At 66.1% G+C, this 19,041-nt stretch carries 17 protein-coding genes; 6 read left to right on the top strand and 11 right to left on the bottom strand.

Annotated elements, in window-relative coordinates; translation table 11 throughout:
- Together AC5RWT_RS24380 and AC5RWT_RS24385 are read left to right on the top strand one after the other, a co-directional pair.
- Positions 1-1,311 (top strand): P-loop NTPase family protein (locus AC5RWT_RS24380; RefSeq protein WP_494082431.1); only part of this gene is annotated, 1,311 nt, incomplete at its 5' end.
- Positions 1,308-2,876, top strand: a complete 1,569-nt coding sequence (locus tag AC5RWT_RS24385) for a dynamin family protein (protein WP_494082432.1) — start codon at positions 1,308-1,310, stop codon at positions 2,874-2,876. The genes AC5RWT_RS24380 and AC5RWT_RS24385, both read left to right, overlap by 4 nt.
- On the opposite strand, the gene AC5RWT_RS24390 is transcribed toward AC5RWT_RS24385, so the two are convergent.
- The 3 genes from AC5RWT_RS24390 to AC5RWT_RS24400 all read right to left on the bottom strand — a co-directional run bounded on the left by AC5RWT_RS24390 (position 2,784) and on the right by AC5RWT_RS24400 (position 6,552).
- A complete protein-coding gene (locus AC5RWT_RS24390; protein WP_494082433.1) occupies positions 2,784-3,299 on the bottom strand; it encodes a hypothetical protein in 516 nt (171 codons plus the stop codon). The two genes, AC5RWT_RS24385 and AC5RWT_RS24390, sit on opposite strands and share 93 nt — an antisense overlap.
- A 247-nt stretch (positions 3,300-3,546) precedes the next feature.
- Positions 3,547-5,523, bottom strand: coding sequence for an APC family permease (locus AC5RWT_RS24395; protein WP_494082434.1), 1,977 nt, complete (start codon positions 5,521-5,523; stop codon positions 3,547-3,549).
- Between the two features lie 108 nt (positions 5,524-5,631).
- Entirely contained in the window at positions 5,632-6,552 is a 921-nt protein-coding gene (locus tag AC5RWT_RS24400; RefSeq protein WP_494082435.1) for a cation diffusion facilitator family transporter, read from the bottom strand.
- 284 nt (positions 6,553-6,836) lie between these two features.
- Between AC5RWT_RS24400 and AC5RWT_RS24405 the strand changes: the two genes are divergently transcribed.
- Positions 6,837-7,892 carry a glucose 1-dehydrogenase gene (locus AC5RWT_RS24405; RefSeq protein WP_494082436.1) on the top strand — a complete coding sequence of 352 codons (1,056 nt, stop codon included), beginning with the start codon at positions 6,837-6,839 and terminating at the stop codon, positions 7,890-7,892.
- Between the two features lie 32 nt (positions 7,893-7,924).
- Here AC5RWT_RS24405 and AC5RWT_RS24410 read toward each other — a convergent pair whose 3' ends face one another.
- The 3 genes from AC5RWT_RS24410 to AC5RWT_RS24420 form a co-directional block, all read right to left on the bottom strand.
- Entirely contained in the window at positions 7,925-8,674 is a 750-nt protein-coding gene (locus tag AC5RWT_RS24410; protein ID WP_494082437.1) for a ZIP family metal transporter, read from the bottom strand.
- A gap of 119 nt (positions 8,675-8,793) precedes the next feature.
- Positions 8,794-9,429: a uracil-DNA glycosylase family protein gene (locus tag AC5RWT_RS24415; RefSeq protein ID WP_494082438.1), complete on the bottom strand. Its 636-nt coding sequence runs from the start codon at positions 9,427-9,429 to the stop codon at positions 8,794-8,796.
- A 214-nt stretch (positions 9,430-9,643) separates the two neighbouring features.
- Positions 9,644-11,209 carry a molybdopterin-dependent oxidoreductase gene (locus AC5RWT_RS24420; protein ID WP_494082439.1) on the bottom strand — a complete coding sequence of 522 codons (1,566 nt, stop codon included), beginning with the start codon at positions 11,207-11,209 and terminating at the stop codon, positions 9,644-9,646.
- Positions 11,210-11,442: 233 nt separating this feature from the next.
- On the opposite strand from AC5RWT_RS24420, the gene AC5RWT_RS24425 reads away from it, so the two are divergent.
- Positions 11,443-11,985 (top strand): YceI family protein, encoded by a 543-nt coding sequence (locus tag AC5RWT_RS24425; RefSeq protein ID WP_494082440.1) that lies wholly within the window; start codon positions 11,443-11,445, stop codon positions 11,983-11,985.
- An 88-nt stretch (positions 11,986-12,073) separates the two neighbouring features.
- The gene (locus AC5RWT_RS24430; RefSeq protein ID WP_494082441.1) at positions 12,074-13,021 is read left to right on the top strand and encodes a D-2-hydroxyacid dehydrogenase family protein; all 948 of its coding nucleotides are present in this window, start codon (positions 12,074-12,076) and stop codon (positions 13,019-13,021) included.
- A 68-nt stretch (positions 13,022-13,089) separates the two neighbouring features.
- On the opposite strand, the gene AC5RWT_RS24435 is transcribed toward AC5RWT_RS24430, so the two are convergent.
- Complete coding sequence (locus tag AC5RWT_RS24435; protein ID WP_494082442.1) at positions 13,090-14,331, bottom strand: ROK family transcriptional regulator; 1,242 nt, start codon at positions 14,329-14,331, stop codon at positions 13,090-13,092.
- A gap of 52 nt (positions 14,332-14,383) precedes the next feature.
- Here AC5RWT_RS24435 and gap point away from each other — a divergent pair, with 52 nt between their 5' ends.
- Positions 14,384-15,403 carry a type I glyceraldehyde-3-phosphate dehydrogenase gene (gap, locus tag AC5RWT_RS24440; RefSeq protein WP_494082443.1) on the top strand — a complete coding sequence of 340 codons (1,020 nt, stop codon included), beginning with the start codon at positions 14,384-14,386 and terminating at the stop codon, positions 15,401-15,403.
- Between the two features lie 135 nt (positions 15,404-15,538).
- On the opposite strand, the gene AC5RWT_RS24445 is transcribed toward gap, so the two are convergent.
- The 4 genes from AC5RWT_RS24445 to hpaH all read right to left on the bottom strand — a co-directional run.
- On the bottom strand, positions 15,539-16,291 hold the full coding sequence (locus AC5RWT_RS24445; protein WP_494082444.1) for an ArsR/SmtB family transcription factor: 753 nt from the start codon (positions 16,289-16,291) through the stop codon (positions 15,539-15,541).
- A gap of 47 nt (positions 16,292-16,338) precedes the next feature.
- Positions 16,339-17,406, bottom strand: coding sequence for a zinc-dependent alcohol dehydrogenase (locus AC5RWT_RS24450; RefSeq protein ID WP_494082445.1), 1,068 nt, complete (start codon positions 17,404-17,406; stop codon positions 16,339-16,341).
- 120 nt (positions 17,407-17,526) lie between these two features.
- Positions 17,527-18,345: an HpcH/HpaI aldolase family protein gene (locus tag AC5RWT_RS24455; RefSeq protein ID WP_494082446.1), complete on the bottom strand. Its 819-nt coding sequence runs from the start codon at positions 18,343-18,345 to the stop codon at positions 17,527-17,529.
- Positions 18,330-19,041: 2-oxo-hept-4-ene-1,7-dioate hydratase (gene hpaH / locus AC5RWT_RS24460; protein ID WP_494082447.1), on the bottom strand; the 712-nt coding region annotated here is incomplete at its 5' end. The genes AC5RWT_RS24455 and hpaH, both read right to left, overlap by 16 nt.

Here is a 19,041-nt window from a genome sequence, read left to right on the forward strand (position 1 = left end):
GCCATGCTGCTGGTCTCCGATGCCTCGCAGGAGTTCACCGAACCCGAAATCAGGTTTTTGCGGCAGGCCCAGAGGATCTGCCCCAATGTCGCCGGTGTTCTGTCCAAGACAGATTTGTACCCGCAGTGGCGGCAGGTGGCGGAACTGGACCGGGGCCATTTGGAACGGATCGGGGTCAACATGCCGCTGATTCCGCTCTCCTCGGAGTTGCGTCTGCGGGCCGCTGAACTGCGGGACAGCGAACTGAACGCCGAGTCGGGATTTCCGGAGTTGGTGGCTTACCTGCGGCAAGACATCCTGGGCCAGAACGAAAGGCTCCAGCGGCGCTCCGTGGCCCAGGACCTGATCTCAGCAACCGACCATCTGCGGCTGTCGCTAAAGTCGGAACTGAGCGCACTGGAAAATCCGGACGGCACGCCGAAAATGCTGGCCGAGCTGGAAGCGGCCAAGGAACGCGCGGATGAGCTCCGCCGTCGTTCTTCCCGTTGGCAGGTCACGCTCAATGACGGCATCAGCGATCTTATTTCCGACATGGAACACGACCTGCGCGACCGGCTGCGCAGTATTCTGCGGGATGCGGAGCAGTCCATCGACGCAGGGGATCCCGGCCCCCAGTGGAACCAGTTTGTGCACTGGCTGGAGCAGCGGGTGGCCGCGGCCGTGTCGGACACGTTCGTGTGGACGAACGAGCGGTCGCTGTGGCTGGCGGAAAGGGTTGCCGAGCATTTCAACCAGGACGATGTGGCGTTGCCGTCCCTGCAGGTCGATTCCACAGACAACGTGCTGGATCCGGTCGAGGGAATCCCCGGGCTGGACTCGGGCCGCATTGGACCGGTCCAAAAAATCCTGATCGGCATGCGTGGTTCGTATGGAGGCGTACTGATGTTCGGCCTGCTCACCGGCATTGTGGGCTTGGCCCTGATCAACCCGATCTCCGTCGGCGCCGGATTGCTCCTGGGCGGCAAGGCCTACCGGGAGGACAAGGAAGCGCGGTTGAAGCGCCGCCAGCAGGAGGCCAAGGCCTTGGTTCGAAAGCAAGTGGACGAGGTCATGTTCCAGGTGGGCAAGCAGCTCAAGGACCGGCTGAGGATTGTTCAGCGAGCCACCCGCGACCATTTCACCGAACTGGCAGAAGAACACCACCGCTCGCTGGCGGACTCCGTGCTGGCAGCACAGAAGGCAGCAAGCCGCTTTAGCCAGGAACGGGATCTGCGGGTCACGGAGATCAAGGCGTCCCTCGCCCTGGTGGAGTCGCTGCGCAAACAAGCGCTGGCGCTGGAAGCAGCACCGGAACCGGCGGGACAGGGATGAACACGGCGGCGGCGGATGTCGATGCGGCTCGCGGCCTGGTCCGGGAAGCGCTCGAAGTTTACCGGGACGACCCTGCGGTGCGGCCAGTGCTTGAGGATTATGCGCGGCGGCTCGACGAACCGTTGCGGGTAGCCATTGCCGGGATGGTCAAGGCCGGCAAATCGACCCTGCTCAACGCCATCATCGGCGAGGAGATCGCGCCGACGGATACGGGCGAGTGCACCAAGGTGGTCACGTGGTACCGCTATAGCGACACTCCCCGCATCAACCTGTATCCGCGCTCCGGGGAAGCCCAGCCGTTGCCGGTCAAACGCACGGACGGCCGCCTGGTCTTTGAGCTCGGCGGTATCAGGGCCGACGACATGGACAAGCTCGTGGTGGACTGGCCATCCAAAACCCTGCGGAATCTGACGTTGATCGACACGCCGGGCATTGCCTCGCTTTCCCGGGAGGTGTCGGCCCGATCCACCGAGTTCCTGACGCCAGCCGATGCGCCTTCGGAAGCCGATGCGATCATCTACCTTTTGCGGCACCTGCACGCGTCCGACCTTGGCTTTTTGGAGTCCTTCCGGGATACCGCCGTGGGCCAGAGCGGCACCGTCAATGCGCTGGCGGTCTTGTCCCGTGCTGATGAGGTGGGCTCCGGTCGGATCGACGCCCTGCTGTCCGCCCGGGAAATCGCAGCGCGATACCGCAGTGACGGTGCGTTGCGGTCGCTGGCCCTGGGGGTGGTTCCGATCGCAGGACTGCTGGCGCAATCGGCCCGCAGCCTGCGGCAGGCGGAGTACGGCATCCTGGTTGAACTCGCGGGGCTGGACAGACGGGAGCGGGAGCTGCTCTTGTTGTCCGCCGACAGGTTCGTCCGCCCCGGAGGCCCACTATCAGCCACGCCGGAAGCCCGCGCCACCCTGCTGGACAGGTTCGGTCTTTTCGGACTTCGGTTGGCGGCAGCGCTGCTCCGCGGAGGCATTTCCGATCCGACAGTGCTGGCCCATGAATTGGCCCGGCGCAGCGGCCTCGACGAACTGCTGGCCGTCATGACCGGGCAGTTTCAGGCCCGTGCAGGACAGCTGAAGGCCCGCACGGCTTTGGTAGCTGTTGAAAAGCTGCTCCGCGACCATCCGCGCCCGGGCACATCAGGGGTTTCGGCTGCCCTGGAACGGCTTCTCGCCAGTGCCCACGCCTTCCGTGAACTGCGGCTCTTGGCGGAGGCACGGACTACCGGCCTTCCGCTGGAACCGGAGTTGGCGGCCGAAGCCGAAAGGGTCATCGGCGGGAAGGGTGTCACGGCGCCAGAACGACTGGGACTGCCCCCGGACACGCCTGACGACGAACTGCGGCAGCGGGCCTTGGCCTGCGTGCGACGATGGCACGCCATAGCAGCCGATCCTCTGCGTGGCCGGGCCGTTGCCGAGGCCTGCCAGACCGTCGTCCGCAGCTGCGAGGAACTTTTGGCGGACATGGGGGCTGCTTCAGGCGGCCGGCCTGCCTCGCGGCTGGTGCTCGGGTCGGAACCAGTCGTTGGCCCCCCGCAGGACGCTGGCGATTACAGCCGCGCCGGCTAGCGCCAGCTGCAGCACCAGCAAAATCCTGATGCGCAGCCCTTGGTCGCCGGGTGCGGTCAGGAATTCATCGGCCAACAGGGTCACTGCTCCATGAGTGAACAACATGGCCAGCAGCGCGAAGCGCACCTTGCCGTGTCGGCGCATCAGGGCCCTCAGCAGCACGGCTTCCATCAGGATGAGCAGCGCCAGCACGCCCAACGTTCCCCAGAAGACCATCACCGCGAGGGCCTCCACGGTCTCCTGATCGGTGCCCTGTTCCAGGCCATTGATGAGGCCGCGCAGATGCTTAAGAATTTCTTCTTGCGCAAAGTAGGCAAAAAACCCGGCGATCAGCCCGGAAACAAAGCTGAGGATCCATAGGAAACGGACCCTCCTGACCGCGGACGGGGGCGCCGGAATCCCTGTGATAGGTGCCGGAGTCATGTCGGACATTTGAGGACGCGGTGGCGCAGGACGATCCGGTTCGCCGGATGCCCCCCCGGGTCCCTGAACTCCAGGCGCCCCCATCCCTGGTTCATGAGACATGCCTGTAATGTAGTCGCGCCCCCGCCCCTGCGCAATGGCCATGTGCGGGCCTCCCGGCGGGCAAAAGCCCGCTGGCAGGCCGGACCTCGCGGCCTTTGACACCGGCCGCATCCGCGGCAGTTCGCGGTTCATGCCGCCAATACGGTTAGCCCCCGACGTGGATCCCGGGCCGCCGGGCGGGATCGGGCTCATTTTTCCGAATGATTTCACGGACCACCGGAGCGGTATCTCCCTGTCCCAACAGCAAGTAGCGGAAGAGATGACCCAGCGGATTACCTTCAGACCATTCAAAATAGGCCTGGGGCCGGACACCGGTGGCGTCCCTGATGGCCAGCAGGATGGCGGCGATCGCGTTTGGAACAGCAGGGCTTTCCGCACGCAGCACCCTGTACCCGCCCACGTCGATACCGCGGACTCGAAGGACCTCGGTGAAGGCCGACGGGTCCACGATGTCTATCTCAAGGAACAAAACGTCCGCTGTCCCGGGGACGGGATTTATGTGCCGCTGCGCCGCCTCCTTGGCACTGTAGTCGTCATGGTTGCCGGGGCGGCGCTTGGCAATGATGTTCAGTGCGCCGTCGTAATCCAGGGAATCGCTGATGAACTGCCGGGCCGCCTGGTCGAATTCGATGCTTTCGGCCCGGAGTTCGATGGTCCGGGTGACCCGTGAGACGAGCGAGACTGTAACCATGCCGAGGATGAAGAGTCCGCAGATATTGATGCCGTCCGGCTTCTCCAACACGTTGGCCAGCAACGCGTAGAGCAGTACCAGGCTCAGTGCCGTGTAGCCGGCTGTGGTTCGGCGCTGGTGGCGGCGTGCGGCGGTGAACGTCAACGCAACGGCCGCGGACACCATCATCGCCAGGATTCCTGTGGCGTAGGCCCCGGCTTGGGCGTTCACGTCCGCTCTGAAACCCAGGGTGAGCAGGATGCTCACCCCCGTGTAGACGAGGACAACCGGCCGGACCGCGCTGGTCCATTCGGGCGCCATGCCAAAGCGCGGCAGATAGCGCGGAACGATATTAATCAAACCGGCCATGGCGGAGGCTCCGGCGAACCACAAAATCAGAACCGTCGCCACGTCATAAACCGTGCCGAAACCCTCCCCAAAGAGGCCATGGGCAAGGTAGGAGAGGGCCCGGCCGTTGGCGGGCCCGTCAGGAGCGTAAGCTTCCGGCGGGACGAGGACGGCTGTAACAAAGCTGCTGCCCACCAGAAAACAGCTCATGACAACGGCTGCGCAGGTCAGCATCTTCCTGCTGTTGCGGATCCGCGACGCCAAGCGCTGCGCCGGGGTTTGCCCGCTGGATGCTACCAACGGCATCATGCTGACGCCTGTCTCAAAGCCAGACAGCCCCAAAACCAGCAGGGGAAACGCCAGCAGCAAGGACAAGGCCAGGCTGCCCGGACCCGGACTGGCAGCGGACACGGCTTGGGCCCAGTCGTTGATGCGGCCGGGGTCCTGCGCAATGGCTGAGACGCCCGCTACGATCACGGCAGTGTTGACGACCAGGAACACGGCAACCAGCGGCACGGCAATGGCTACGGCTTCGCTGAACCCGGCAAGGAAAACGCCCCCGAGGACCACCAACAGAAAGATGGTGACACCAACGGCCTGTCCCTTCAGGAAACCGGGCGCATATGGATTCTCGAGCAAATGCACGGTTGCATCAGCCGACGACAGCGTAATCGTGATAATCCACGAGGTGGCCACGAAGCCCAGCAGGACGAGGATAACTGCCTTCCCCTTCCAAAACGGCAGGAGCCGGTCCAGCATGGCGACCGAGCCTTCTCCGTGCGGGCTCTCGGCTGCCACCTGCCGATAGAGCGGGAGCATGCCCAGCAGGGTGAGCCCCACGATGAGCAGGGTGGCCAGTGGCGACAGCGGTCCCGCCGCGATCAGGGCGATCCCGGGAAGGTAGGACAGGGTCGAGAAGTAATCGACGCCGGTCAGGCACACGACTTTCCACCAGGGATAAGAAGTGGTTCCCGGCGCGCTTTCCCGGCCGACCGGTGGAACGCGGTCGGCGAGAAGCCAGCGGCTCAGCCCACGGCGGAGCGGCGGCGGGGGTGCAGGTCTCGGAACAACAGCCGGGACCGTATGTGCGAGCGACCAACGCACGGTATTCTCCTGCTGCCCCTGGCGGGCGGGTCCCGCTGCCCGGGACCCTGTCGTGAGGCGCCTCCACAGTATAGATCCGTCAAGCGCCGGGCACGAGCGGTTAAAAGATCATTGCATCTCGTCGTCCGGCAAAGGTTGTTCATCCGATGTTGCGAGAGTGAGAACGGCTTCTTCGATCAGGTCGTGTTCTTCCAGATCGCGCTCCACCCGGCGGAGGGCGAGGGCGACATCGTGCTCCGGCTGGTCGCCGGTCATGTCCACCGCTGCCACCACGTAAAGCTTTGAGGGCCCGATGAACTCCATGTGCAGGTAGGTCACCCGGTCCACATCGGGGTGTTGTAAGAGCAGATCAACGACGGCGGTTCGCGCACTGCCGGTAGCGGGCTCACCGACCAGGAACTTGCGGTTCCGATCGATGAGCACCACTGCGATGGTTCCCAGCAACACTCCCACCAGGATGGAGCCAACAGCGTCCGGCACCGCCGACCCAGTGATTTGGTGGAGGGCGATGCCAGTGGTCGCGATGCCTATGCCCATGAGGGCGGCCAAGTCTTCGGCAAACACAGCGCGCAGCGTCGGATTGGAGCTGGCGACCACGTACCTCAGCGTGCGGCGCTGGTAGCGTTTGGCGCCTTTTCGAACTTGCCGCAACGCCTGCGTGAAGGAGATCCCTTCCAAAACGAATGACACCCCAAGCACGATGTAGGCAATGATGAAGTCGCTCGCCGGCTCCGGATTCACCAGCACTTGGATGCCGTGCCATACCGAGACGACGGCCCCGGCCATGAACAAGCCGAAGGCCGCGAACATCGACCAGACGTAGGCTTCGCGGCCGTAGCCGAGGGGGTGGCGGGCATCGCGCGGTTTCGCTGACCTCCGTTCGGCGATCAGCAGGAAGACCTGGTTTCCGGTGTCCGCCCACGAATGTGCTGCCTCCGCAGTCATTGACGCTGATCCGGTGAGCACGGCGGCGACGGATTTTGCTGCTGCAACCAGCGCATTGGCGAGGAAGGCCACGACGACGGTCAACGTGCCTGAGTTGTCTTTCCGCTCCGGTGTCGTTGCCGTCCTCCTGATGCTCGTCCCTGTTCTGAAGCCGGGCGGATGCGGGAGCCCGCTGACTGCGCAGGGCCGCCGCCGCGCGATGGGCAGCCACCGCCGGCCCCTGTACCGCAGCTGGGGCTGCGCCGGGCTGCCGCCACCCTATGACGGGGTCGGGGGCCTGTCCAGAGGTTCCGGTCTGGTCAGCGGTGGACTGTCGCCGGTAGCCTGAGCCCGGTACCAAGCGTGACCCGTAGCAGCAGGAGGCCGCCATGCAGGCGCTGACAGTAGTCCCGGGCGAACAGAACACTCTGGCACTGCGTGATGTGCCGGAGCCTTCGCCTGAGCAAGGGTCCGTGCTGGTCGATTCCTTGACCGTCGGCTTGTGCGGAACCGATCGGGAGATCGTCGACGGCGAATATGGCAAGGCTCCGGACGGACGCGACCATCTGGTGCTTGGACATGAGAACCTTGGCCGTGTCCGCGAAGCACCGGCCGAATCGGCACTGTCGCCCGGTGACCTGGTGGTCGGCATAGTTCGCCGTCCCGACCCCGAGCCCTGTCCGGCCTGCGCGGTCGGCGAGTGGGATATGTGCCTGAACGGGCGCTATCTTGAGCATGGCATCAAAGGGCTGGACGGCTTCTGCCGTCCGCGCTGGCGAGGCGCCGAGGATGCCGTCGTGCGGCTTGACACGTCGCTGGCGCAGGTCGGGGTCCTGCTCGAGCCGACCACGATCGTCGCGAAGGCATGGGAGCAGATCGAACGCATCGGCGAGCGGGCGTTCTTCGACCCCCACGTAGTTGCGGTAATGGGTGCCGGACCGGTCGGCCTCCTCGCCGCCCTGCTGGCGGTCCAACGGGGCCTTGAAGTCCATGTCTTCGACATTGTGGAGGACGGCCCGAAGCCTGAGTTGGTCCGCGACCTCGGCGCAACGTACCACACCGGGTCCCTGCCGGACTCGCGGGTCGATCCGGACGTGTTGGTGGAATGCACGGGGGTGCCGTCGGTGGTGCTCGAAACCATCGCGGGCGGCAGCAGGAATGCCATCACCTGCCTGACGGGGGTCTCGGGGACGGGCCACAAGACGCCGGTGGACCTTGGCTGGCTGAACCGGATGGCTGTCCTGCAGAACGACGTCGTCTTCGGCACAGTGAATGCCAACCGCCGCCACTACCTCCAGGCTGCCGAGGCTCTGGCAGCAGCCGACAAGGGGTGGCTGGCGCGGCTGGTGACCCGCCGCCTGCCGCTGGAGAGTTTTGCCGAGGCCTTCGAACGCCGGGACGGCGACGTCAAGGTCGTTATCGATTTGGACGGACAGCCTGCGTAGTTTCGTCCGCCCGGACAATCCGCGGGTCCCGGTTACAGCGAGTCGAGGCTCAGCACGGCGATGAAACCCAGCGCTGCGGTGAAGCCGGTGAGGACATGATGCTCTTCGAAGGCCTCAGGGATCATGGTGTCGGCAATCATGGACAGGATGGCGCCCGCTGCCAAGGCATTGATGAAGGCGACGATCTCTCCGGGGGCGTCCTGGAGCGCAACGTAACCGACCAGCGCGCTGACTCCGGAGAGCACCGCAATGGTGCTCCACACGCCAAAGATATAGCCGGGGCCGCGCCCGGCCTTTTTCATCCCGGCACTGCTGGAGAGTCCTTCCGGGATGTTGGAGATGAAAACGGCCCCCAGCATCGCCGGGCTGACGGTTCCTCCGGCGACGAGGCCCAGGCCCAGCACGAGGGATTCAGGGATGCCATCCAGCAGGGCGCCGGCAGCGATGGCCGCGCCGCTGCCAGGGTTTTCACCTTCGGCGGGCTGCTGGTTGCCTGAACGTTTCCGGTGTTTCGCGCCTTGCCTGGCCAGCAGTGCGTTGGTGCCCACAAAGAGACACGCCCCTGCGAAAAAACCTCCGACTGTGGCGCCAATCCCGCCGGTTGCTACCGCTTCATCGACGAGTTCGAAGGCCAGCGCCGAGATCAGGACGCCGGCGCCGAAGGCCATAACAGTCGACACAGCCTTGGCGGGGATGGTCCATTTCCAAGCGATTGCAGAGCCCAGCACCAGCGCGGCGCCACCCAGCGTCCCCACCGTGAACGCGGTCATCCACAACGGCATTGGTGTTCCTCCCGTCCACGCTCAGGTTAGTCGCGGGGAGGAGGAGCCGCCATGGTTCCTCAGGCTCTTGAACGCAGAAGTACAACCGCGGGCCTCGCGCGGAAGGCCCGAGCGGGAAGCTACTTGGCCGGCCGGCCCAGCCCGGTGCGCGCCATCGCATCTGCATAGGCCTCATGCATGACGTCCAGCCATTCCTGCTGGCGAACCGGCGAGCCCGCAAACGCCCGGCCGCTAAGCGCCCGAACCTTGAAGATCTTAAAGCCGCGCCGCCAAAGCAGCGGGTTCTCGGTCTTCAGCAGCAGGGCGGCCAGCCGTTGGGCTTCGGTCCCGTGGGCCACCAGCACCGACGCCCGGGGAACCAGCGCCAGCATCCGCAGCAGCGGCTTGAGGCCGGCGCTGATCTGGTTCGGCGTGAGCTTGCCGTTGGGCTCGCCAGGCGTGAACCATGGGTGCACATTCCACGGCATGACGTATTCCGGCCGCAGGCCGAGCTGCCATTGCAGCCCGAGCATCCGTGTTGCCGCCTCCTCGTCGCCGGGCCATATGAAACCGGTGTCCGATGCCTGCCCGATGTTGGAGTACAGCGACACAATGCGGCACTCGTCGGCGTTGTGGATCGGATCCACGAAGGGAACTTCGGTGCCCGGCTTCAGCTCCCGGAGTTCGTCGCAGAGGCGGTTGATGTCCGCGACGCCGGAATCGTACCTGCGGTCCATGAGGTCCTTGTGCTGATCGGATACTGCCGGGGTGGTCATCGGGGTGCGGGTCTCCTGGAGGGAAGGGAAGGTGAACGGTAGGCGAACCTGTGTGCCGCGAACGACGGCGGTGCCCGCCCCGGGAACGGGCGGTCGCCTGCCCCTGAGGGAAGCGGGGTCTTGAGCATAGCAACCGAAGCTGGGAGCCCTCCGGTGGACAGGTGCGGATTCACGGGCCCGGCGCGCGGGACCTGTGACCAAGATGACCCGGCGGCTAATCCGCGGTGAACTGAACGCTGTGCCAGCCGGCGGCACCGTCCGGCGCCGGTGGGGCCACTGTTGCCGTCTGCAGCATGCCATCTCCATCCCAGGCCCGCACGCGGAGCACATGCTGTCCGGAAGGGACATCGTCCTGCGCCTTGTACCACTGGCGCCAGGTGTCCACCGAGGCGTCCGCCGCCAGCCGGGCGTCCGCCCAATCGCCATCGTCCAACTGCACCTGGACTTTGGAGATGCCCCGATGCTGGGCCCAGGCCGTTCCCCCGAAAACCATCCGCCCGGCCGGCAGGTGCGCCGCTGCCCGCGGCACCTCGATCCGCGAAGCCGTCTTGATCGGGCCATGGTCCGACCAGCCGCGGGTGGTCCAGTACGCCGTCTTGTCGGCGAACCGCGTCACCTCCAGGTCAACCACCCACTTGGTCGCGGACACGTATCCGTAAAGCCCCGGCACCACCATCCGCACCGGGAAACCGTGCTGCAGCGGCAGTGGCTCCCCGTTCATCCCGATGGCGAGCAGCGCGTCCCGTCCGTCGGTGAGCACCTCCAGCGGCGTCGACGCAGTGAAACCGTCGACGCTGGTGGACAGCACCATGTCGGCTTCCGGAAGCGGCCGGGCCCGCGCAAGCAGTTCCCGCAGCGGATAGCCGAGCCAGCGGGCGTTCCCGGCAAGCTCCCCGCCCACCTGATTCGAAACGCACGTCAGGGTGGTATAGCTCTCCACGAGTTCGGCTTTAAGCAGCTCCTGGAAGTTGAGACTGAACTCTTCCTCCACCAGCCCATGAACGCGCAGTTGCCATTGTTGTGGATCAACTGCGGGGACAATCAGTGCGGTATCGATGCGATAGAACGAATCGTTGGGGGTCACAAACGGCACGACTCCTTCTACCGGGGCCTGCACCCCTTCGGGCAACCGAACCGCCGGTCGTGCGGGGGCCGGCAGCCCTAGCGCTTGGCGGACCTCCCGTGCGGTGTTCCGGGCGGCGGAGACCGCGCTGGCAGCCACGCCAAGGACGACGGCGGCGCCCGCCATTGCCGCAGCGGTCGAGAGGAAGCGGCGACGGTCCGGGCCGGTTCCGGCCGCGTCTTCAACGGCATGGGGCGCGGGTCCGGGCAAGAGCCGGATCAGCCAGCGCAAACTAAGCAGCCCTGCCGCGGTTCCCAACGCCGTCGGAATGGCATCGGCAGGCACGGCACCTGCACGGGTCAGCACGCAGGCAGCCATGCCCGCGGCCAGCAGTGCCACCAGGAAGGCCCCGGCACTCCAGTGCCGGGCGGCGAGTCCGCCGGCCGCGGCAGCCAGCAGCACCGCACCAATCCCCATGGCGATGAACAGCACCGATTTGTCCGCGGTCCCGAACGTGGAGATGGCAAACTCGGTCAGCCAGGTGGGCGACAGTTCCACGACGGTGGCACCCACGGAACTCCAAGGGGAGGCGGCTGGACCGAAGAACGCGGCGGCCAGTTGCGCAACGGCAAAGAGAACTGCCGCTGACACCGCGCCCGCGAGCATGGCTGGCGCCCACCCCGTCAGCGCTGTTTTCGTGACCGGCGGTGATGCCATGGCCGTCCTTCGCTTCGTTCGGGCCCGGGCCGCAGACAAGGCGGCTTCGGTGCCCTGCTCCGATCATCTACCCCGCGTGGCCGCCTGACAACTGTTCCCGGGAGGCTATCCGCTGCGCGGCATGTGGCGTCGGCACATTGGTTGACTCTTCAACTATCAGGTGCTATGGTAGATGCATAAGCATGAAGTTCCCTGTGGACTTCAACCCAAGACTTCTGCCAGGAGGCATCACTATGACCGTTCAGATCACCCCCGGAACCTGGAACCTCGACCAGTCCCACACCGAAATCGGCTTCTCCGTCCGCCACGCCGGCATCAGCAAGGTGCGTGGCCAGTTCACCGAGGCCGACGCGACCCTCGTGGTTGGCGAGAGCCTGGCCACTTCCTCCGTCGAGGCCGTCGTGAAGACTGGTTCCTTCGACTCCAACGACGACAACCGTGACGCCCACGTCAAGGGTGAAGACTTCTTCAACGTGGAGCAGTACCCGGACATGACCTTCAAGGCCACCAGCGTCGAAGGCAATTCCGAAGAATTCAAGCTGGCCGGCGAGCTGACCATCAAGGACACCACCAAGCCGGTGGTCTTCGACGTCGAATTCGGCGGCATGGCGGTTGACCCGTTCGGTGCCACCCGCGCCGGCTTCTCTGCGACCACGCAGATCTCCCGCAAGGAATTCGGCATCACCTGGAACGCTGCCTTGGAAGCCGGCGGCGTGCTGGTGGGCGACAAGGTCACCATCACCGTGGACTCGGCCTTCGTGCTGCCGTCCAACTAACCCAGAGCACCGCGAGCAGGCAGGACCCGGAACCTCCGGGCCCTGCCTGCGGCCTTTAAAGGCTCTGTCCCGCGGCTAGGCTGACATCGTGAAGATCGCCATCCTCGATGACTATCAGGACGTAGCGTTGGGCAGCGCCCCGTGGGAGCAGTTGCCGGCGGGGATCGCCGTCGAGCGTTTCACGGACCACCTTGCCGACGTCGGTGCGCTCGCCGAGCGCCTGGGCGGCGCCCAGGTGGTAGTGACCATGCGCGAGCGAACACCGATCACTGCCGAGCTCATGGATCGGCTGCCAGGGCTCATGCTGGTGACCACTACCGGCATGCGCAACGACTCGATCGATCTCGACGCGGCGCGCGCCCGCGGTGTGACCGTCTGCGGCACCCAAAAGACCACCGAGGCGCCTGCAGAGCTGGCGTGGGGGCTGGTGATGGCGGTTGCCCGCGAGGTCCCCCAGAATGACCGGGATGTGCGGGCCGGCATCTGGCAGGCCCGGATGGGGATCGACCTGGCGGGTTCCACTCTTGGGTTGCTCGGCTTGGGCCGGCTGGGCCAGTTAATGGCCGGGTATGCGAAGGCGTTCGGGATGGAGGTGCTGGCGTGGAGCCCGCACCTGACCCGGGAACGCGCCGTCGAGCACGGGGCACAGCTGGTGTCCAAGGGCGACCTGTTCCGCCGCTCGGACATTGTCAGCATCCACCTGAAACTAGCCGAGTCGACCCGCGGAATCGTCGGTGCCGCCGATCTTGACCTGCTTGGTCCGCGGGGCCGGCTGGTCAACACGTCGCGCGGACCGCTGGTGGATGAAGCTGCCCTGGTTGCCGCGCTCGCCGAAAGGCGGATCGCCGCAGCTGCGCTCGATGTCTACGACGTGGAGCCGCTCCCGCAGGACAGTCCGCTGCGCAGCGTCCCGAACCTGATCCTCAGCCCGCACATCGGCTTCGTCACCGAGGAGGCCCACCGGCTGGGCTATACCCAGATGCTCGAGGCGATCCTGGCCTACCTTGACGGTGCGCCCATCAACACCCTGACCTGACCAGCCTCCCGGAGCCGCCGCCGTCGTCCCCGCAGATGCACCGCGTGGCGTGCAGGGGAACGGCGGTCCTACCATGACGGCAGCTCCTGGAGGGCCAGTTCCATGGCGTGCTCCTCGACGTAGTCCAGCGCCAGCCGAACGGCTCCGGTGGCCACGATGGCATCGCCGAACCCGGAGACGGCGACGCGGGGAGGGGTGGCCGTGAGCCGCGGGAGCTCGCGGGTGATGGTGGGCAGCAGGGCCGACGCCGAGGCTGCCACAGCGCCGCCGATCACCACCAGTTCCGGGTTGAGGAAGGTCCCCAGGATCGCGATGACCCGGGCCATCCGCCGGCCGATGCGTTCCAGGATGCCTTGTGCCACCTCGTCGCCCCGGGCGGCGGCTTCGAAGACGAATCGGGCCGAAACGCGGGTGGCTCCGGGGCCCACCAGGTCACGGATCAGAGTGGGGCTGCCGGAGGCGAGAGCCTCATTGCCCCAGTAGCGGGCCAGCCGGGCAATCCCGTCCTGGCTCCCGACGCCGTCCACCAGTTCCAGGGTGCCCACCTCGCCCGCACCGCCGTTGCAACCGTGCAGCAGCCGGCCCGATTCAATCAGGCCGGTGCCCAGCCGCTCGCCGGCCAGCATGACTGCCAAGTCATCAACGCCCGTGCCGGCACCGCTCCAGCGCTCTGCCAAGGCGGCCAGGTTTGCGTCGTTCTCCAGCAGCACCGGCCAGCCGTAGTCGGCGAAGAGGTCGGACTGCAGGCCGATATCGAAGTGCTCGGAGAGCTCGTGTCCGGGTGCCACGTTGCCGTGCCGGTCAACGACGGTGGACACGCCGATGGCAGAGGCCAGTACAGATGCCGGCGGCAGTCCGGCCTCGGCCAAGGCTGCGGCCACCGCATGCTTGATGGTGGCGCGGCGCGATTCCGCGGTGGCCGGCGGCTTCTCGAACCGCTCGGAGACCCGGGCCAGCACGCAGCCCTTCAGATCCGCCACCAGGACCGTGGCGGTGGCCATGCCCACGTCCAGTCCCAGCACGCAGCCCGCCGCCGGATTGAACTCGAACCGGCGTGCCGGCCGGCCTTTCGCCGTGCCGGCAATCCGGTCGCCGGCCACCTCGCGGACCCAGCCCCGGGCCGCCAGGTCGTCGCAGACGGCGATGACCGTGGCGCGCGTCAGTCCGGTGGCCTCGATCAGGTCGGTCCCGGTCACCGCGCCGTTCTCCCGCATGACGGACAACACGGCTTTCAGGTTAGTCAGCCGCAGCACCTGCGGAGTGGTGGCGGTGGTGCTCACATTGATCCCCTTGACCTTGTCGGGCAGCATCAGGATAATAATAATGGAACATAAATTTAGAGGCTAAATAAAAGGAGTTTCCATGGCAGTACGGGTAGGCATCAACGGTTTCGGGCGTATTGGCCGCAACTACTTCCGCGCGGCCATGGCGCAGGGCAAGCTGGGTGCAGACCTGGAGATCGTGGCCATCAATGACCTCGGTTCACCGGAAACCCTGGCCCACCTGCTCAAGTACGACTCCGTCGTCGGCCGGCTCGGCGCGGAGGTCGCGGTTGCCGACGGCGACCTGGTGGTCGACGGCAAGACCATCAAGGTTTTAGCCGAGCAGGATCCGGGAAACCTGCCCTGGCGCGAGCTTGGCGTCGATATCGTGATCGAGTCCACCGGCCGCTTCACCAGCTCCGCGGACGCCGAAAAGCATCTGGTGGCCGGAGCCCGCAAGGTCCTGATTTCCGCCCCCGCCAAGGGTGATGTGCTGAGCGTGGTCATGGGCGTCAATGACGGGGAGTACGACGGCGCCACCCACCACCTCGTCTCCAACGCCTCCTGCACCACCAACTGCCTGGCCCCGCTGGCCAAGGTGCTGCACGAAAACTTCGGCATCGAGCAGGGCCTGATGACCACCATTCACGCCTACACGGCCGATCAGAACCTGCAGGACGGCCCGCACCGCGACCTGCGGCGGGCGCGTGCCGCCGCCATCAACATGGTCCCCACCTCCACGGGCGCCGCGAAGGCCATCGGGCAGGTGCTGCCGGAGCTCAAGGGCAAGCTGGACGGGTTTGCCATCCGCGTGCCCGTGCCCACCGGCTCGGCCACCGACCTGACCGTCACCGTCGGCCGCGAGGTCACGGTGGAGGAGGTCAACGAGGCGTTCAAGGTGGCCGCCGCCGACCCGCGCCTGGCCGGCATCCTCACCTACACCGAGGACCCCATCGTCTCCTCGGACATCGTCACCGACCCGGCATCGGCCATCTTCGACTCCGGCCTGACCAAGGTGATGGGCAACCAGGTCAAGGTCATTGGCTGGTACGACAACGAATGGGGCTACTCCAACCGCCTCGTGGACCTGACCTCCCTGGTGGCGTCCAAGCTGTCCTGATTCCGCGGGTTTCCAACCCGCCGTCCACCTCGGCCAGCAGGTGCCCTCACGGGGCACCTGCTGTTCTGTTTCCGGGGCGGCTGGGCTTCGGGCGGCTGCACCCTGCCGGGGCATCAGGGTTCCACCGGCCCGGTATCAGGTGTACATCAATGACCCCGGCGTGGTGAGTTCTTCCCCGGTTTCCAGCCACGTCTTCAGGCCGGACAGGACCATGGGCCAGCCGCCGTAGAGCTGCTCGTTGGCGCCCTCGCGCAACTGGTCGTGCGTCACCGTGAGGCGGCAAGAGTCTTCCACCTGTTCAATCTCCCAGGTGACCCGGGTGGTGCCTTCGGCGACGACGTCCTGGCCCCACAGCGCGCGCATGGTCTGAACCAGCCTGCGCGGCGGGTCCACCTCCAGGTTTTCGCCTTCGGTCAGCGGCGCATCCGCTCTGGGGTTGGTCACGGTATACCCGGAACCTGCAGTCCAATCGGACTCGATCCGGTTGCCGAACTGGTACTTGCTTCTGATCTCGCCGTCCGTGATGGCCTCCCAAAGCTTTTCCGGGGTGGTGCGGATGTAGATCTCGAAGATTTTTTCCATGGGGCTTTCCAATCTGGATTTGAGGTCGCTCAGTGCAGCGGCCCATGGCTGTGCATACTTGCTCACCCAGCGGTCGTGGATGAGCCGGATGGGCACCGGATTCAGGAAATGCAGCTTCTCCCGGCCGCGGCGGCGGGTGACCACCAGGTTGGCCGCTTCCAGTTGCTTCAGGTGCTTCATCACGCCGAAACGCGTGATGTCAAAGTGCGCTTCGAGCGCGGAGAGGGTTTGCCCGTCCTCGCGAAACAGTTCATCCAGCAGTTCACGCCGGGTGGGATCCGCCAACGCTTTGAACACGGCATCCATGCAGCCATATTAGGTGACCGATTAGTCACATGTCGAGGCTTTCGTGCTCAGCGGTTTGGATCGAGCACGGCTTTGACCAGCGGCCGCCCGGCTGCGTCAAGGTGGCCTTCCGCCGTAAGCCGCAACGCTTCGACGGCCTGGTCCATGGGAAACGTCGTGATCAGCTGCCGGCCCAGATCGGGGAATCCGGCGAGGAATTCGAGAGCCTTTTCGAAATCCGGGCGGGTGGAGATAAAGCTCGGCAGGACGGCCAGCTTTTTGCGCGTCCGGACCACGGGCGAGGCGGCGGAACCGGTGGCGTACATGGCCACCATCACCAGGCGCCCACCCGGACGCAGCTCCTGGACAGCCCGCGCCAAGTGGGTGCCCGCACCAGTGGCTTCGATCCACACGTCGTAGCTGTCGGGACGCTGCTCGGTGGAGCTGGGCAGGCCGAGGTTTTCGGCCAGCCGGACCCGGGCGGCGTGCCCCGGCCCCTCGCGTCCGATCATGGTGACTTCGGCACCTGCACCCTGCGCGATCAGGCCGGCGAGCAGGCCGATGCTGCGGGTGGTGGAAACTCCCACGCGTTCGCCGGGCTTGATGCGGCCGACGGTTGTCACGGCGCGCCAGGCCACTGACGCGGGCTCGGTCAGCACCGCCGTCGAATCCGGAACAGCATCGGGTACGGGAACCACATTGCGCCAGGGCACAAGGGCCCGGGCTGCCGCCTGGCCATGTTGGGTCAGGCCCAGGATCGAGCGCCTCGTGCACAGGTGCGGCTGGTCCGCCCGGCAGGCGTCGCAGCGGGCGCATCCAACCGTGGACACCGGCACCACCCGTGTGCCGCGGGAGAGGCCCTCCGGAACCAGCAGCCCGGTACCGGTTACGGTGCCGACCGATTCGTGGCCCAGCACCATGCCGTTGGGCACCGAAGCCGCTGCCGGATCCGCACGGTAGACGATCACGTCCGATCCGGACAGCCCGCACAGGTTAATCTGCAGCTCCAGCTCGTCTGCGCCCGGGGAACGAAGCGGGTGCTGTACCACCCCCACGCCACCAGGTTCATGGGCGGTGCGGGCCAGCGCAGGAACAGTGCGCAGCGGGCCGGGCGTGCCGCCGAGGGCAGCTGCCACGTTTCAACCTCCTTGAACAGGCGCTGTGCTTGCCCGATCGTATCGCCGCTGAGTGACTGTCCGCTGACGGCGGCGGCGGGCCGGGCTGCGCTGGCCCACCCGGCCGCCGCCGTCGTCGTGCTAGTAACTGGCGGGAGTTCCGGCCCCGCCGTCCCCGTCCGAGGGGATGTACTTGGCGGCCAGTGCCTCGGAGCCGCGGGCCAGCAACGCCACGTCCGCGCCGACGCCTACAAAGTCCGCGCCCCACTCCATGTAGCGGCGGGCGGATGGTTCCGCGAAGGCGTTGACCCCCACGAACTTCCCGGCAGCCTTGGCTGCTTTCAGCGCCTTCTCCACCCCGGCAACCACCTCCGGGTGCTCCTGCTGGCCGATCACCCCCATCGACGCGGCAAGGTCGGACGGGCCAATGAAAACACCGTCCACGCCGTCCACCGCGGCAATCTCCGCGGCGTTCCCCACGGCCTCGGCGGACTCAATCTGCACGATCAGCGTGAGCGTCTCCTCGGCGCTGGTGAGGTAGTCCGGGATACGGTTCCAGCGGGCCGACCGGGCCAGCGCGGAACCGACGCCGCGCACTCCGGCCGGCGGGTAGCGGGTGGCGGCGACGGCGGACCTGGCCTGCTCAGCGGTATGCACCATGGGGATGATCAGGGTCTGCGCACCTAGGTCCAGGTACTGCTTGATCAGCACGGTGTCGTTGACCGGCGGACGGACCACGGGGATGCCAGGGTAGCCGCGCACCGCCTGCAGCTGGGCGAGCACCGACTCCAGCCCGTTGGGGGAGTGCTCTGCGTCGATGAAAATCCAGTCGAAGCCGGCCCCGGCGCACAGTTCAGCCACCAGGGGAGAGCCGGAGCAGACCCAAATGCCGGCCAGCGGACGGTCGGCGGCGGCCAGCGCGTCCTTGAAGGAGGGATCGGGTTCTACTCGAAACGGCATGTGATGGTTCCCAGCTGCCCGTAGTCGGCGAAGACGGTGTCCCCTTCATAAACCCACATGGGGCGGGTGAAGGAGCCGGCGAGGATGGTTTCGCCGGCCTTGAGGTGATCGCCGTGCGGTGCAATCTTGTTGGCCAGCCAGTACACGCCCGCGGCCGGGTGGTTCAGCACGCCGGCAGCGACGCCGGTTTCCTCAACGGTCTGGTTCTTGTACAGGATGGCGGAAATCCAGCGCAGGTCCACGTCCTGCGGGCGGACCGGGTTGCCGCCAATCACCATCGCGCCCATGGCGGCGTTGTCGGAGATGGTATCCACGATGGTGCGGCCTTCCATCTCAATCCGCGAGTCCAGGATTTCCAGCGCGGGCACCACGTACTCGGTGGCATTCAGGACGTCGAAAATGGTGGCGTTGGGGCCCTTGACGTCGCGGTTGAGCACAAAGGCCAGTTCAACTTCAATGCGCGGGTGGGTGTACTGGTCCCACTTCACCGTGCAGCCGTTCTCCAAGATCATGTCATCGAAGATGATCCCGTAGTCCGGTTCGGTGATGCCGGTGGCATACTGCATCGCCTTGGAGGTCAAGCCGATCTTGCGGCCGGCCAGCGTGCGCCCGGCAGCCTCGCTGCGCTCGCGCCACAGGTTCTGCACCTTGTAGGAGTCCTCAATGGTCATCTCCGGGTAGCGGGCGGTCAGCCGT

It is taken from the genome of Arthrobacter sp. Dra40 (genome assembly GCF_059091905.1).

What these genes read in the sequence shown, in the direction of transcription:
- AC5RWT_RS24385 (WP_494082432.1), top strand. Translation starts at nt 1,308, where the DNA reads ATGAACACGGCGGCGGCGGATGTCGATGCGGCTCGCGGCCTGGTCCGG.
- AC5RWT_RS24390 (WP_494082433.1), bottom strand. Translation starts at nt 3,299, where the DNA reads ATGACTCCGGCACCTATCACAGGGATTCCGGCGCCCCCGTCCGCGGTC.
- AC5RWT_RS24405 (WP_494082436.1), top strand. Translation starts at nt 6,837, where the DNA reads ATGCAGGCGCTGACAGTAGTCCCGGGCGAACAGAACACTCTGGCACTG.
- AC5RWT_RS24410 (WP_494082437.1), bottom strand. Translation starts at nt 8,674, where the DNA reads ATGCCGTTGTGGATGACCGCGTTCACGGTGGGGACGCTGGGTGGCGCC.
- AC5RWT_RS24415 (WP_494082438.1), bottom strand. Translation starts at nt 9,429, where the DNA reads ATGACCACCCCGGCAGTATCCGATCAGCACAAGGACCTCATGGACCGC.
- AC5RWT_RS24420 (WP_494082439.1), bottom strand. Translation starts at nt 11,209, where the DNA reads ATGGCATCACCGCCGGTCACGAAAACAGCGCTGACGGGGTGGGCGCCA.
- AC5RWT_RS24425 (WP_494082440.1), top strand. Translation starts at nt 11,443, where the DNA reads ATGACCGTTCAGATCACCCCCGGAACCTGGAACCTCGACCAGTCCCAC.
- AC5RWT_RS24435 (WP_494082442.1), bottom strand. Translation starts at nt 14,331, where the DNA reads ATGCTGCCCGACAAGGTCAAGGGGATCAATGTGAGCACCACCGCCACC.
- gap (WP_494082443.1), top strand. Translation starts at nt 14,384, where the DNA reads ATGGCAGTACGGGTAGGCATCAACGGTTTCGGGCGTATTGGCCGCAAC.
- AC5RWT_RS24445 (WP_494082444.1), bottom strand. Translation starts at nt 16,291, where the DNA reads ATGGATGCCGTGTTCAAAGCGTTGGCGGATCCCACCCGGCGTGAACTG.
- AC5RWT_RS24455 (WP_494082446.1), bottom strand. Translation starts at nt 18,345, where the DNA reads ATGCCGTTTCGAGTAGAACCCGATCCCTCCTTCAAGGACGCGCTGGCC.